The sequence below is a fragment of the Flagellimonas meishanensis genome, assembly GCF_019880545.1.
Taxonomy (GTDB): Bacteria; Bacteroidota; Bacteroidia; order Flavobacteriales; family Flavobacteriaceae; genus Flagellimonas; species Flagellimonas meishanensis.
This window is the reverse complement of record NZ_JAINVW010000001.1, coordinates 228,355-244,316: the sequence shown is the minus strand read 5'-3', so window position 1 is coordinate 244,316 and position 15,962 is coordinate 228,355. Positions and strand designations below refer to the sequence as shown.

The 15,962-nt window shown below is 44.1% G+C and carries 11 protein-coding genes; 5 read left to right on the top strand and 6 right to left on the bottom strand.

What is annotated here, in order from left to right; genetic code table 11:
* Positions 1–48: 48 nt before the first annotated feature.
* The 3 genes from K7G75_RS01035 (at position 49) to K7G75_RS01025 (ending at position 3,723) form a co-directional block, all read left to right on the top strand.
* A complete protein-coding gene (locus K7G75_RS01035) occupies positions 49–381 on the top strand; it encodes a 2Fe-2S iron-sulfur cluster-binding family protein (RefSeq protein WP_222981889.1) in 333 nt (110 codons plus the stop codon).
* Between the two features lie 78 nt (positions 382–459).
* Positions 460–1,509 carry a TPM domain-containing protein gene (locus K7G75_RS01030; RefSeq protein WP_222981887.1) on the top strand — a complete coding sequence of 350 codons (1,050 nt, stop codon included), beginning with the start codon at positions 460–462 and terminating at the stop codon, positions 1,507–1,509.
* A gap of 51 nt (positions 1,510–1,560) precedes the next feature.
* Positions 1,561–3,723: an acylase gene (locus tag K7G75_RS01025; protein ID WP_222981885.1), complete on the top strand. Its 2,163-nt coding sequence runs from the start codon at positions 1,561–1,563 to the stop codon at positions 3,721–3,723.
* On the opposite strand, the gene K7G75_RS01020 is transcribed toward K7G75_RS01025, so the two are convergent.
* The gene (locus K7G75_RS01020; RefSeq protein ID WP_222981883.1) at positions 3,724–4,368 is read right to left on the bottom strand and encodes a hypothetical protein; all 645 of its coding nucleotides are present in this window, start codon (positions 4,366–4,368) and stop codon (positions 3,724–3,726) included.
* A gap of 117 nt (positions 4,369–4,485) precedes the next feature.
* Positions 4,486–5,382, bottom strand: a complete 897-nt coding sequence (locus K7G75_RS01015) for a metallophosphoesterase (RefSeq protein WP_222981881.1) — start codon at positions 5,380–5,382, stop codon at positions 4,486–4,488.
* Between the two features lie 130 nt (positions 5,383–5,512).
* Between K7G75_RS01015 and K7G75_RS01010 the strand changes: the two genes are divergently transcribed.
* Entirely contained in the window at positions 5,513–7,885 is a 2,373-nt protein-coding gene (locus K7G75_RS01010; protein WP_222981879.1) for a GAF domain-containing protein, read from the top strand.
* Positions 7,886–7,893: 8 nt separating this feature from the next.
* Here K7G75_RS01010 and K7G75_RS01005 read toward each other — a convergent pair whose 3' ends face one another.
* On the bottom strand, positions 7,894–9,087 hold the full coding sequence (locus tag K7G75_RS01005; protein WP_222981877.1) for a Pycsar system effector family protein: 1,194 nt from the start codon (positions 9,085–9,087) through the stop codon (positions 7,894–7,896).
* Between the two features lie 53 nt (positions 9,088–9,140).
* Here K7G75_RS01005 and K7G75_RS01000 point away from each other — a divergent pair, with 53 nt between their 5' ends.
* Entirely contained in the window at positions 9,141–12,857 is a 3,717-nt protein-coding gene (locus K7G75_RS01000) for a metallophosphoesterase (protein ID WP_222981875.1), read from the top strand.
* Here the strand turns inward: K7G75_RS01000 and K7G75_RS00995 are convergent.
* Genes K7G75_RS00995 through K7G75_RS00985 form a run of 3 tightly spaced genes read right to left on the bottom strand, consistent with a single transcriptional unit; the run spans position 12,854 to position 15,956 of the window.
* A complete protein-coding gene (locus K7G75_RS00995; protein WP_222981873.1) occupies positions 12,854–13,714 on the bottom strand; it encodes an NHL repeat-containing protein in 861 nt (286 codons plus the stop codon). The two genes, K7G75_RS01000 and K7G75_RS00995, sit on opposite strands and share 4 nt — an antisense overlap.
* Positions 13,711–14,613, bottom strand: coding sequence for a GyrI-like domain-containing protein (locus tag K7G75_RS00990; RefSeq protein WP_262420216.1), 903 nt, complete (start codon positions 14,611–14,613; stop codon positions 13,711–13,713). Before K7G75_RS00990 ends, K7G75_RS00995 begins: the two co-directional genes overlap by 4 nt.
* A gap of 8 nt (positions 14,614–14,621) precedes the next feature.
* The gene (locus K7G75_RS00985; protein ID WP_222981872.1) at positions 14,622–15,956 is read right to left on the bottom strand and encodes a vanadium-dependent haloperoxidase; all 1,335 of its coding nucleotides are present in this window, start codon (positions 15,954–15,956) and stop codon (positions 14,622–14,624) included.
* Positions 15,957–15,962 lie beyond the last annotated feature (6 nt).

Sequence of the window (15,962 nt, the reverse complement as noted above, 5' to 3'; positions counted from 1 at the left end):
TTTTAATCCCCTTTTGTAGGGCATTGGGAGTTGTTTCCCTGATTGATTATGAGTGACATCAAAATAAAGATTACCGATAGGGAAGGTGTACTTCACGAAGTGGATGCGCCCACAGATATGAACATGAACTTGATGGAAGTGGTGCGCTCGTACGAACTAGCACCCGAGGGCACCATTGGTATCTGTGGTGGTATGGCCATGTGTGCCTCCTGTCAATGCTACATAAAATCCAATCACGAACTACCAGAAAAATCGGATGACGAAGAGGCTATGTTGGCAGAGGCTTTTTTTGTTGAGGAGAACAGTCGCCTAGGGTGTCAAATCCATATTACGGATGACTTGGATGGGCTGGAAGTTGAATTGGCCCCAGAAGAAGGTTGATCCAAATCCCTTATCTATCAAATCATGATGATTGATAGCTGAACAAAACACTATATTTAGTCTTTCTTGTGTCAAGTTATGAGGAAGACTTTTCTTTTCATATTCTTTTTCGTTTTTCATTCGGGAGGTTTCGGTCAAGAACACTATCCACAGTTGACCCAGATTGTAACAGACGAAGCCCAAATTTTTACTGCGACGCAGCTGGATGGGTTAAGGACAAAGCTCACACAATTCGAGACCGAGACTACCAATCAATTGGTGGTGCTTACCATTGATGGGTTGGGTGCGGAGACCATAGAGGAATATGCCAATGGCACCTTCAATAAAAATAGATTGGGACAGAAGGGGACGGATAATGGCATATTGATCCTTTTTGCCAAGATGGATAGAGAGGTCCGTATTGAAGTAGGCTATGGACTGGAACCGTACATTACCGATGCCGTGGCATCCCGAATAATTAGAAACACGATGGTCCCCCAATTCAAGGAAGGGCAATATTTTGAGGGAATCGACATTGCCACCGATCAGATCATTGGGTTTTTGGAATATCCGGAGACCCTTGAGGAATTCAAGAGGGAAATAGAAATGGAAAATCAGGAAGATTGGCCATGGTGGGCACTCTTGATAATGACCCTTTTCCTTTCTGTTTTCATTTTTGCCGGAGGGTTTGTTTTCTATAAAAGCTATAGGTCTTTGATTGAAGTTTTCAGGGGGATGTTCGTTGGCAAGTTGGGAATTATACCTGGTATGTTCATGGCATTTACATCGCTTTTTCCGACGGGATTCGGCTTGGTTTTTATGCTTATGCCCCTGTTCTTTCTTTCCATGGTTTTTAACGTCAATATTGATTTTGACAGTCTTGTTGATGATGTATCTTGGGCCTACTATGTGCTTTTTGGTTTCCTTGGCGTTGCAATACTATTGGCCATTTTAAAAATCATCATAAAGGGGAATGAAGGATTCAAACTATCTTGGGTAAAGTCGGATAGCACCTATATGGGCAAGACTTTTTCCTCCTCGGGAAGCCACTCTTTTGGATCAAGCTCCAGTGGGGGTTCCAGTAGCTCGAGCAGTTTTTCAGGGGGTGGGGGCAGTTCTGGCGGTGGCGGGGCCAGCGGAAGTTGGTAAATGAACCGGAATTCCCGTATTTTCACCATAGCAAGTTTTAATAGATTCAAAATGAAATATATTGCGATTGCCGCCTTGGCCCTTCTGGTTTCCTGTTCCCAAAAAAACAACGAGCTTGAGAAATGGAAAAGTCAAGCCGAAAACGCAACCATAATCCGGGATGATTTTGGAGTCCCCCACATTTATGGAAAAACTGATGCCGATGCGGTGTTTGGATTGCTCTATGCCCAATGCGAGGATGACTTTAACCGTGTGGAGCAAAATTATATCTGGGCCACTGGCAGATTGGCTGAGGTAGAGGGAGAGGAGGCATTGTACAGCGATTTGCGGGCCAACCTTTTCATGACAAAGGAAGAAGCTATAAAACAATATGAGAGCAGTCCCGCTTGGTTGAAAGAACTTTGCAATGCCTTTGCCGATGGCATCAACTATTACCTATACACCCACCCCGAGGTGAACCCCAAACTCCTAACCCGTTTTGAACCTTGGATGCCCATGTTTTTCAGTGAAGGGTCCATTGGCGGAGATATTGAACGCATTTCTACCGAAAAAATCAAGGCCTTTTATGAGGGTGGTATGGGAGTTCCAGAAATGGAATTGATGGAAGAAGAGAGAAAAAGGGAATTGGCCGAACCGCAGGGATCCAACGGCATTGCCATTTCTGGAGAATTGACGCAATCCGGGAATGCCATGTTGTTGATCAACCCACATACTTCCTTTTATTTTAGGGGCGAAGTGCACGTGGTGAGCGAAGAAGGTCTGAATGCCTATGGGGCAGTTACCTGGGGCCAATTTTTTGTCTACCAGGGTTTCAATGAGAAAACAGGATGGATGCATACCTCGACCTATACGGACGTTTTGGACGAATTTAAGGAGACCATAATCCAAAATGATGGAAATCTATTTTACCAATATGGGGAAGAATTGCGCCCTGTGGATTCGTTACAGGTCACGCTCAACTATAAATCCGGAGATGAAATAAAGGAAAAGACCTTTCCCGTATATCGCACCCATCATGGCCCTATCACCCATTCCGTGAATGGACAGTGGACGGCTTCTGCCATGATGTGGGAGCCGGCGAAAGCTTTGGAACAATCCTATATCCGAGCGAAACAGGATGGGTATGAAGGCTTTAGAAAAATGATGGACATAAGGACCAACTCCTCCAACAATACCGTTTATGCCGATGCAGGAGGAAATATTGCCTATTTCCACGGTAACTTCATTCCAAAGCGGGATACCATTTTTGATTATACCCAACCGGTGGATGGGAGCGACCCAAGGACGGATTGGCAAGGACTGCATACCGTTGAAGAGAATATTTTGATTCTGAATCCTGAAAACGGATGGATTCAAAATTGCAATTCCACACCCTATACAGCAGCTTTGGAGTTTAGTCCAAAAAGAGAGGATTACCCCAAATATATGTCGCGGGACCAAGAAAATTTCAGGGGTGTGCACGCCATCAATTTATTGAAGGGAAAAGAAGGGTACACTTTGGACAGTTTGATTCAATTGGCCCACGATTCCCATCTCCCCGCATTTGAGGCGCTTATTCCCGGATTGGTCGCAGCCTATGACAAGGTGGACCGGTCAAAATCTTTGAAAGATCCCATAGAAATGCTTCGCAATTGGGATTTTAGGACTTCCAAGGAATCTGTAGCCATGACCTTGGCCCATTTTTATGGAACCCTTTGTTATAAAAAGGCAGAGAGGCCGGAGGGCATGTATGCGATGCAATGGGTGCAGTATTGGGGGAGTGAATCCCCTGACGAGGAAAAGATTGCCCTGTTCAGCGAAGCTGTTGAAAAACTTGAAGCCGATTTTGGAACCTGGAACATTCCTTGGGGAGAGGTCAACCGTTACCAAAGATTAAATGGGGATATTTTTCAAGCCTTTGATGATGCCAAACCAAGCATTCCCATTGGTTTTGCCAGTGGCACATGGGGGGCTTTGGCCGCCTATGGCGCCAGGTACGACAATGATACCAAAAAAATATACGGTACCCGGGGAAACAGTTTTGTGGCCGTGGTTGAGTTTGGGGAAAAAGTCAAAGCCAAGACAATATTGGCTGGTGGACAGAGTGGGGATCCAAATTCTCCCCACTTTGATGATCAGGCCCAGCGCTACGCCGATGTGGACTTTAAAGAGGTAGCCTATTACAAGGATGATGTGCTGAAACGGGCGGTTAGGAGCTATAAACCAGGGGAATGATCATTCTCCCTCCTTTACTATTATAAGGCTTGCCTTAGACCCTGTGGAAAGGTTCCAGCGATTATTATGAATAACTTGTCCTTTTTCATCGGCCACCACCACTTGGGCGGTGTTGGGCCCAGAAGAACCTTGATTGAGGGCTTCAAATTCTATGCGGTTGAAACCTTCCGTAAGGTCTATATTAACACCCTTAAAGGATCCGCTTAGGAGCACATTATATTCCACAACCTCCCCATTGAGATATATCTTTATGCGATCGCCATCCACATATTCATGGTCCCGGCATACGACGCCCACAAATCTTGAGGAAGTCTTTACATCACCCAAATATTGGTCCCCATAATGTTCGTTGGAGCTTTTCTTTTCTTTTTCCCCCACCTTGGGGTCGATGACAAGGTCATGTCCCGCTTGGACCAATTCCTTGTCCGGAAGCATTTTTACACCCGGTTTGTCATCCTTTGACGTAAGATTTTCATCTATTACGGAAGGCATGCGAAGCAATGTCCCTTGATCACTGGCCTTTACATCCAGATTGTTGTTGTCTCCGATCTGCAAGGGTCGCGTAGTGGAAATGTCGCCTTGCGATGACATGGTCAAGGGAAACAACAGGGAAAATCCAAGGAAAACAAAAATCAGCCTTTTCATAGCAAATAGGTCGAATGTGTTTATTAAAGTTAACAAATACCTTGCCATGTAGGTGATAAAATGGCGTTAAATCGTTAAGAGGATGCTTGACCCCGCCATTTATGGCTTGCGACCGAATCAATCCAAAATATAATCTATCAACTTCTCGGGACCTTCCAGCAGCACCCTTACAATTTGGAGTGTGCCGTCCACTTTTGTATCAATATGCCACTTGATCAGGGAAATATGTCCACTTTCAATCTCAATACCGGTAATGCTTCGAGGATGTACACAGCTACCGTCATTAAAAAACGGAATCTGACCAGGTTCTGGAAACCTGGGACGATGCGTGTGTCCGGCAATGGTGATCTGCAGTTTGTTCTTAACTATCCATCGCTTGATTCTTTTCTCAATCCTGATGAGCTCCTTGTAATTTTTTGCGGGACTGGTGGGGTCTGCAATGCCCCATACCTGAAGTGGTTTCCAAAGTACCCGGACCAAAAAGCGTCCAATTCGCCAGCAAACATAGTTCCACCAATCGGCTTGATGCCCATGGGTGCAGAAGAGGGTCTGTCCGGTTTTTTCATGTTGAAGCACAAGTGCTTCGTGATAGCTTATGTCCTCAAAAAGCTCCTTGTCCTTCCCATCAATGGGTTCAAAATAATGGGAAAGATGTTTGTCCACATACGGCTTGCTCTGGTAAATCATATCGTGGTTGCCCCATACCATGTGCAGCCTTTTTTCCAAATGGAATTTTCTAAGGAGCTGATACACATTTTTATGGGCCTCGAAAATAGCCTCAAAACTCAGATTCTCCCATAGTTCGTCACCGTCGCCAAGCTCACAATAATGGAAGCCTTCCCGATAATAGTGGTTCAATGCATGAAAGTAGATGTTCCTATTGTTGGCAAAGTCATCCGCAAAGCTGTTGTCGCCCCGATGGCAATCGCTGAAAAAGATGAACTTGGAAGCATCATCAAAGGGGATGAGCTTCGCTTGCAGGTAGGCCCGGTTCAATCTACTCGTGGACGACATGGAATAAATTTGCCTAAATATCATGAAAAAATGGCTATTAACACAGAATTAAGACTGTTATGGGAAGGCATGTTCAACTTTTTGTAACTTTACCAGTCCAATTGCGACCAATCGCATACAACCTCGGACAATGGAAAAATGCAATCAGGGTGAAGCCCCTTTGATCCAACTGGTCAGTTTCAACAAATTGTTGGAACACTATGACGAATTGGCGAAGAGCAAGGACGAGTTTGCTGCTTCACGGGCCCAATATATTTTGGATGCGCAGAGACCTTACCCGGAACTTCGGGAAGGGTTTGATGACCTTTCCATTTTGGAAAAGCGGAAAGATGTCATTCAAACCATTTTGGGCGACACTTTTTCCACTGCTTTGACGCACAATGAGATAAAGGCTGCTTCCATAGCTTTTGCCAATGTAGTGTTCAATTCATCGAAAAGGTTCCAGAAGATTTTGGAGGATGCCGGCGACGGTTTTGAACTGGAAATCCAAAACATGTCGGATGACATACACTACATCATGCAGTGTACGGTGATTCTTGGTTTTTACTATGGGTTCAAAGTTGATTTTAGACGTCCGCTCTTTTTTGACATTCCCGATGCCAATGGAGTAATGAGGCATTATCGCATTTTGTACAATGCAGATTTCATGGAATTGGAGCCGACCGAAAGGGCAAAGAACCTTACCCAGGCCGATTTTGATGAACTGTTGGAGAATTTTGACAATCTGGAACTTTGGAAGGAAAAAATACCACCGAACAGCTTTGTTTCCAAAGGGTTCGTTATTTGCAACATGTTCGATGTCACTGCGGAGCACTCCATTTCCGAGATAAAATCGACTTTGATCGGAAGCAACAAACGGGGCAATGAAAGTTTCATGGAAAATTTTCAGGCCACCTTTAGGTCATTGTTCAACCTAAAGAGCATCAATGTTGGGTTTGCGGGATACGATGTCAATTCCAATCGTTTCTTGAAGATACATGGCAAGGGAATTGAAAGCTATGTTCTAAAGGGCAAGGAAAGAGAGTCCTGCAATGATATGCTTTGTGATTATTCGCATACCAAACTTTTTAAGGAAAACTCATATTTTGCCATTCCCAATGTGGCCAAGTATTTTGAAAAATCCGGAGGGGCACAACCCTACAAGAACCTTCACGAGCAGGGAATAAAAAGTGCCATTTTGGCCCCAATTGCTGAGGATGGTAACCTACTGGGTGTCCTGGAACTGGTTTCCAAAAAGGCAAACGAACTCAACAGCATCAACGCCAACAAACTGGACGATGTAATGCCGTATATCGTATCTGCGGTACTGCGATCTATAGAGGAGGAACAAAACCTTGTGGATGCCATCATCCAGCACGAATGTACTACGGTGCACGCTTCGGTATATTGGAAGTTTCAGGAAGAGGCCAAACGTTTTATGGTGGACGACCTCGCCGGAAAACAGCCTGTTTTCAACGATATTGTTTTCAAAGATGTTTACCCCCTTTACGGCCAGGTGGATATCAAGGATTCGTCACGAGAGCGCAACATTTCCATCCAAAGGGATTTGATGATACAGCTTTCTGAGATCAACGGTATTTTGGAAGGAGCCGTGAAGGAATATAAGCTTCCCATTTATGAGGAACTCATGTTCCGTGTGGATATGTACCTCAAAGAAGTCAAGGAAACACTTTACACCCATACCGAGCAAGCCGTTTTCGATTTTGTTCAGGAAGAAGTGACCCCGGTTTTGAGACACTTGAAACAGGAAAACAAAATCCTTGCCAACCACATTGAGGCATACGAAGCTAAAATTGATGAGAATACCGAGTCGTACTACGATCATCGACGCAACTATGACGAAAGCGTGATGGAAGCCAATATGCAGTTGGCAGCGCTTTTGGACAAAAAACAGGAAGAGGCACAGGCCATGTTCCCACATTACTTTGAACGGTATAAGACCGACGGTGTGGAACACAATATGTACATAGGGAGTTCAATTGCCCATGACAAACCTTTTAATGATCTGTATTTGAGTAATTTACGCTTATGGCAGCTCCAGGTGATGTGCGACATGGAAAACAGGTACTATGAGTTGAAGCCCAAATTGCCCGTAAAATTGGATGTAGCTTCAATGATTTTGGTATACAGCACCTCACTTTCCATACGATTTAGGATGGATGAAAAGCGCTTCGACGTGGATGGCACCTATAACGCAAGGTACGAGGTGATCAAAAAGCGTATAGACAAGTCGTACATCAAGGGAACCAATGAAAGATTGACCCAAAAAGGTAAACTGGCCATTGTTTACTCCCAGCTCAAGGACGAAAGGGAATACATGCGGTATATTCAGTTCCTAAAAGCGAAAGGTTACTTTACCAACAACATTGAAATTGTTGAGTTGGAAGGACTTCAGGGCGTATCCGGCCTAAAGGCCATTCGTGCCGAAATACTGTACCGCAAGGATAAAAAATCGGAAAAGACCTATACCTACGACGACTTGATGGAGGAATTGAAATCGTAATGTAGTGGTTAAGGCAGCACCCTGTCAGGTCCAAAAAACCGAAAGGCAATACCAAAGGCAATCACCGAAATGACCATGCCTACCATAAAAATGGTATAGGTAAGCCGGAGAATGCGGTATTTTCTATTAAGCACCAAACCCAAAAAATAAAGATCTTTAGTCAGGGAGGAGTACACGTAGTCCTTGTCCTTTACCAACTCTTGAATGGCCCATTCATAATCTTTCAGAGCCATTTTGTGGAAATTGCCAAAGAACAGAAGATTTACTTTTTTCTGCTCCACATCCTCTTTGGTAAACTCGCCCCGGGTAACATTGGGTCTGGTAGCAAGAATTGACAAAATCATGGAGACCACGCTAAAAATTATGAAAATAACCGTGGGATATATCAAATAGGTGTTTGACGGATTGTCCAATTTGGGAATGAGGTTTGCCAGCACCAACGAAATGATTATAGCATTGACTGACAATAAGATATTCGCCTTGGTATCTGCAATGTCGCTGAGTTTTAGGTGGTTCCGCATCGTAACCCTGTACATGGTCTGGATGCCCCGTTCCGGGCTTTCACTTTTAAACTTGGCCTTTAGTTCTTCCTTTTTGGCCAGCTTTTTACGGTCTTTTATCGCTTGGATGAGCTTTCGCAGGTTTTTGTCCTTTCGGGGCTGCCAATTTTCTATGGCATAGTCCGTGTAGAACCTGTGTTCGACACGGAACATTTCAATATTCATCTCGCGCCATTCCTCCGTGGTATAATCACCGAGGCCCAACCGGGAAAGCTCTTCCCTGAGCAGCTCTGTGGTTTCCAGATAGCTTTTTTGCCCTAGATGCGAAGCATCGGCATCCCTTATGATCTCCTCATCAAAGCTGACAGGTTCATAAAACCGCTTGGTGGCCATGATCAACCTTGAAATGGTATTGATGCCCTTTTTATCCAAACCGTGTTCTTTCAAAAAGTTTTCTGCAATTCCACAACTGCTTTTTTCATGATTTTCAACCCCTTTGGTATAACCCGTATCGTGAAACCATGCAGCAAGTTCAAGCTCTTCTGCTTGTTTGGCGTCCAGCTTGAAATGGTCAATTAGCTCTTTGGCATTTTCCACAACACGCTGTGTATGCCGTAAATTGTGGTATAAAAAGTCAGGATTTAACTCATTGGTCAACAAATTTGTAACATAAGTTTCAGCTTTTTGAAGGATTTCCGACATAGTTGTATATTGAAGTATCCAAATTACGAAATTTTGGAATCAACCTTGACCCTATGAAAAAACATTGCTTCCTAGCTTGTTTCCTTCTTTTGGCATTTGGCTGTGCAACGTATGAAGCAAAATATGCAGAACCGTTTGATATTGGTCAAGATTATGGTTTGGAAAAGGATATTGAGCACACATTCTATTTGATCGGGGATGCCGGCGTATCACCCATTGGGGATTTAAACCCCGCCCTGAAAAAGTTTAAAGCGGCTTTGGACAAAGCCCCCAAAAACAGCACTGCAATTTTTCTGGGGGACAATATCTATCCGGCAGGCTTACCGGATAAGAAAGATTCTACCAAGGCCTATATTGAGGCCAAGAACCATTTGGATGCCCAGATTAATACCCTTGAGAATTTTAGCGGCAAAAAGGTTTTTATACCTGGGAACCACGATTGGTATACCGAAGGACTCGTGGGACTAAAAAGGCAGGAAAAGTATATCGAGGAAGCATTGGATAGCAAAGAGGTCTTTTTTCCTGAAAACGGATGTCCCATGGAGACCTTTGAAATAGGGGACGACATCTTGGTGATTACCATCGATACGGAATGGTATCTTACCAATTGGGATAAAAGACCCGACATTAACGATGAATGTGAAATCAAGGATAGGGATCGTTTTTTTGTGGAACTGGAAGATGAAATCAAAGACAACAGGCAAAAAACCACGATCATAGCCATGCACCACCCCATGTTCTCCTACGGAACTCATGGAGGACAATATTCGTTCAAGAAACACTTCTTTCCAAATAATGGCAAAGTACCCATGCCCATCTTGGGATCAGTCGCAAATTTTTTGCGAAGAACTTCGGGGGCATCAATAGCCGATATGCAGAATAAAAAATACAATGCGTTAAGAAAACGGTTGTTGACCTTGGCCCAGTATTCAGAAAAAGTCATCCTTGTTTCGGGCCACGAACACACGCTACAATATATTGTGGAGGATGGGATACCGCAGATTGTGAGCGGGGCAGGGGCCAAAACGGGGGCCACGCGATTATTGAATGGAAGCAAATTTTCAACTGGGAAAATGGGATATGCGGTCTTGAAAGTATTTACCGACGGTTCCTCCGAGGTTGCCTTTTATGGAGCCGAAGAACCAGGTGAGGGCTTATTATTTCAGTCTGGGATATTGCCGAAAGATCCATCTGTGGAGACCACAGAATATGCTGAGGAATTTCCTCCTTTTATGGAAGCATCGGTCTATTCTCAGGAGGAGATCACCAAAACTGGATTCCATAAATGGCTTTGGGGAGAAAGATATAGAAAGTATTATGGCACCAAGGTAAAGGCACCTACCGTGCTTTTGGACACCCTTTATGGTGGACTTAAAGTTGTTCGGAAAGGTGGGGGAAATCAATCCAACTCTTTGCGACTGGAACATGGGGACGGTAGGCAATTTGTGATGCGTGACTTGAGAAAAAGTGCTGAAAGATATCTGCAAGCAATAGCATTTCAGGATCAATATATCATAGGGCAGTTCGAGGACACCTATATCCAGGAATTGCTTTTGGACCTGTATACCGGAGCTCACCCCTATGCTCCTTTTACCATTGGGGTTTTGGCAGATGCGGTAGACATATACCATACAAATCCTACCCTCTATTATGTTCCAAAACAGTCAACATTGGGAGCGTATAATTCTGAATTTGGGGATGGCCTTTATATGATAGAGGAACATGTGTCCGACGGGCATGATGATCTGGAAAGTTTTGGAAGGACCAAGAAAATTGAGAGTACCAACGACTTGATGGAAAAACTCCGTAAAGACGAGGAATACAAACTTGACCAAAAGGAATATGTAAAGGCAAGACTTTTCGATTTCCTTATAGGCGACTGGGACCGTCATGTAGATCAGTGGCGTTGGGCAGAATTTGAGGATGAAAACGGGAACAAGGTGTACAAACCTATTCCAAGGGACAGGGACCAGGCATTTTCCCAATGGGGAGACGGATTGATCCTGGGATTTGGGACCAGGGCTATACCCGGTCTGGGAATATTTGAAGGATTCAATGAAGAAATTAGGAACATAAAAGGGTTTACCTCTTCACCGAGGACATTTGCACTGGACATGGCATTGTTGTCCCAAACAGACCTGCAACTTTGGGAAGAACAGGCGAAGTATATACAGCAGCATATTAATGGTGATGTAATCGACAGGGCCTTGCTACAATTTCCGGAAGAAGTTAGGGATGATACTGTGGATGGGATTAAAAGGGCCTTATTGTCAAGAAAGAATGGATTGGTCCAAACGGCGCGGGAATATTTTGAGGTTATCAACAAGTACAGTGTGGTCACCGGAACCGATAAGGACGACTATTTCAATATAACAGCTGGGGCCGATGGTAGTCTGGAGATTTTGGGTTACCGAATAAAGGATGGTAAAAAATCCGATCTGTTCTTTCAAAAAACATTCAGTCCCAAGTTCACAAAGGAGGTATGGTTGTATGGATTGGATGATGATGATGTGTTCGATATCAACACGGTTTCTTCCAAGATAACCCTACGGGTTATTGGAGGACACAACAATGACACCTATAAAATCGCTGAAAGTTCCAAAAAAGTCCATACCTATGATTTTAAGACAAAGAAAAACACTTATGATGAAGCCTACTCGGGCAGAAGGCATACAGTGAACGATTATAATACAAACAATTACAACTTTTTGAAGGTAAAGGCCAGTAACAATCAATTTTTGCCGTTCCTTGGGTTTAATCCGGATGACGGCATAAAGGTGGGGATTACGGATACCTATACCTACAATGCATTCAAACAGAACCCTTTTACCCAACAGCATATCTTTTCGGCTTCCTTTTATTTTGCCACCAATGGTTTTGATTTGGGCTATCGCGGGGAATTCTCACATGTGATCAACAAAGTAAACTTGCAATTGGCAGCAAGGTTCACCAGTCCCAACTTCACACAGAACTTTTTTGGATTTGGGAACGAAACCGAGAACAATGATGATGACGAACCTTTGGGGCTTGATTTTAATAGGGTCCGATTAAGAACGATAAAATTGACTCCTTCCTTGGTTTGGAGGGGTTATTTGGGTTCCAAAGTGCGGTTGGGGGTTTCGTATGAGGACATCGAGGTGGAAGAGACGGAAGATCGTTTCATCAATCAATTCTTTGTGCAAAACGGGGAGGAAAACCAACAGCGGTTTTTTGGAGCGGAGGCCGAATATGACTATGCCAATTCCGATAATGAAGCCTTTCCGACCATCGGCATGCGATTTAACCTAGTGGGGGGTTACAAGACCAATTTGAACGAATCCAGTAGGACTTTTGGATACCTCATTCCCAGTTTGTCCGTAGACCATAGGTTGAGCTCCAATGGCAGGTTGGTATTCGCCACAAAGATCAAGGGCCATATCAATTTCGGTGATGATTTCGAGTTTTACCAAGGAGCAAGTATTGGCGCAAACAATGGGCTCAGGGGTTTTCGATTTCAACGTTTCACCGGCAAATCGGCCTTTTACCAGAATTCAGATCTGCGCTATAGTTTCAGGCGAAGAAAAACAGGGCTGCTTCCTGTTACCCCAGGGGTTTTTGGGGGCTTTGACTATGGCAGGGTCTGGTTTCCAGGAGATTCATCGGATAGATGGCACAATTCCTACGGGGGAGGTTTCTTTTTGAACGGAGCGGATATTTTGTCGGCCAATATGGGACTTTTCGGCAGTGCCGATGGGCTTCGGTTTTCGTTTGGGGTTGGATTTGGATTTTAATCCATTTTTATATCAAGCGAATACAGTTGGCCTCCGTTTGAGTTGTTCCTTTCATCAGCAATCCAAAGGGTATTCTTGTCCTGAAAACTTATCGATTCGGTTTGAGAGCGATATACAAGATTGATGGTTTTTACCTTGGAATCACCGGGATTGGAAAAATCAAAATCTGAAATCAAAAAAACAAGGCCGTACCCCAACAGTGCAATGGTCTTACCATCCTCGGAAATATCCGCTCCCGTTACGGAACACCGGTCTTGGTCATCGCAGAGGGTTATGCTTCCCAAAAATTCTGCGTTGTATTCCCCTTTTTCGGCAGGGACTTTGTAAATAAAAGTTTGTCCATTATAAGGGCGTGTACGGTTCTTGGTAAAAACGTACAGACTGTCATTCCAATGAAAAAAGCCTTCGGCATCGAAAAAGAGGCTGTTTTTTTTGGGCGGAAAATCCTGCTGTTCTGGAAATCGAAACTCTATTTTTTCAGCTTTGGGTTCTTTTTTGGCCAGTTCCGATTGGGACACCTTATAAATGGTCAAATCCTTTCGGTCATTGTTATTGTTCCCAAAATCTCCGATGTAAAGATTGCCGTTGTTGTCCATGGCCAAATCTTCCCAGTCCCTGTTCTTGGCGTTATCTATTTTCAGGGTTTTAATGATTTGGCCCTTCTTGTCCAGTTGATATATCCTGTCATCATTGCCGCCATCCTCTATTACCCATACACCGTTATCATCCATCTCCATTCCAGAGACTTCATCCAGGTTGGATGGAAAAGTTCCTTGGTAGACCATGGGGCCAAAATGCGTTTTTTGAGCGCAGGCCTGCACAAAGAAAAGGAGGGCAACAACAAGATATCGGATCATTGTGATTCTTTGATGGGCATAAAAACCTCAGTTTTCCATTTCAATTCATCCCCGCCCATATTGGGGTTGTTGTAAAAAAGTTCGATTGGTTTTTTCTCCACCGGAATATTATTTTTTTCGGCATAGTGCAGCAGGGCATACCACGCCCTATCCGATGTGATATAGTTGCCGTTGTATTCTGCCTTCAATGCCCTTTTACCAAAGATGCGCTTGTATACTATATCAGGATGACTGGGCAACTTCTCCGATCTTATGATGGGGTAACAAAAATTATAGGAAAGACTGTCTTTTTCCAAATTCCAATCCAAAACCTCCAAAAATGGAGGGCCGTTCAGTTGTACCCCATTTTCAAACATCATGGAATTCAAAAAAGAATAGTTGTCCATGATTCCGCCCGCCTTCATGGTCTGCTTTGTGGTCAGGGAAACACAGGCACAAAATGTGGAGAACAATTCATCCTCACCAATTATTTTTATCCTGATTTTTTTAAGATGGTCGTTCAAAAAATCATTGAAATCCAAAAGGCTTTTTCTTGAACCTTTTTCAAAATTGGTATCGGAGAAAGGAATCTGGACCTTGTTCATCAGGGAATGATTGGCATCCGAAATGTTCACCTTTACCTGGCTCAACGAATCGTGGACCGTGGTTATGTTCCACCGATAGACATGTACGGAATCGTTTATCCTTATGGTTTGCTCAAAATCTGTAAGAGCATGGTACTTTATGGGTTGGGGATCCTTTAGGGTGTTGTTCCAGACTTTTACTGTTTCGTAAATGGTCCCTGGTAAAGTTTTTACCTTAAAGCTAACTTGATAGTCCTGTGGTTTCAAAAAGAAGTACCAGAACAGTGCCAGTACCGTAAGTATTCCCAAAGCGACAAGCGTTTTCTTCATCTTCATCAAAAAAATTAATCGTTTTTGGTCATGTTGAGATTGGTAACAACATGCTCACCAAGATTTCGCCCTTGTTTTATTCCCACTTCCACTGCGGTCCGGTAATGGATTCCACCGTACATCCTGCTAATGGCCGCTTCATCGGCAGCCTGCCGGAACGAGGTAAAGGAACGCACGGGCAAGCCATAAGGCACTTCGGTATCATCGTCGAATGCAAAATTATCCCCAAAAATGCTGGTGAGGGCAATGGAGGCAGCACCCGAAACCACACTATGGCCACTGGTGTACTCTGGAAATGGAGGGGTTTGCAAAATAGGCTCCCAGCTGTCATCGATATGCTCGTTGATCAAGGTTTCGGGCCTTATGAGATTGCTTCGGTATTTTTCGTCCCAACAGCTTATGAATGCATCCGCAATGGCAATGGAGGTCTTGGTGTAGGCATACACGGTTTTGGCAAAATCTGCATTGGATTTGCGAGACGCGATTTTGGCTATGCCTATCCAATGGGCACCCGGGGTAATTTTTTTGGTGGCAAACATAAGATGACCCCTGGTAACCGATACGTATGGATTGCAATCCCAAAATTGCGCAATCTGCACTTCCTCTGAAGCATCGCCTTCTGCGGTTATTTTATTGCTGATTTCGTACACTTCCATAACCTCGTTATAAAAGTCAGACTCTTTCTCCATGGAAAAGGGCGGGGGGGGAACGGGTTTAAACTGGGCTGCTGAGTCTATAACAAAAGGGCGTATTTTGTTCCAATGGGGTTCAATGCCGCTCATATAGGCTGGAGGGGTTGGCTGCCAACGCGAAGGTTCTTCGGAGTTGACAGAAAATTTGGGCATGGTACGGGTCTGTTTGTAATTGTCCTTGTCCATCCAAGCAGCAATGTGTTCCGATACCTGTAGTGCATAGTCCTTGGACGCGTTGAACTCCTTTTCATTCTTTTCTTGCCAGAGGTTATACAGGCTATCCCTATATTTTTCGATGCGTTCCTCGGAAAAAATCAGTCTTTTACTGAGGTCGATGTGGGCTATCAGCGCGGCAAGTGGAAAATTGATGTTTGCTGTGTCCCCTGGTGATGGAATGGGTTTCAAATCACGCAATTGACCGGCCAACGAATTGTATATGCCTTCCTGCTGCGCCAAAATCTCATAGGCCGCCACATTCGGATACACATAGATTCGACTCGCCACCGGAGGTGAAAAAATATCGTGGATCATCACTTGGGTCACCTCGTCAACCGAACCGTGATAATCTTCAGGGGTTATGGTAATCGGCTCTTGCTTTTTTTGACAAGAGACCATCATAAAAATCGATGCCAACACTACACTATATTTTCTTTTCATGGCCTT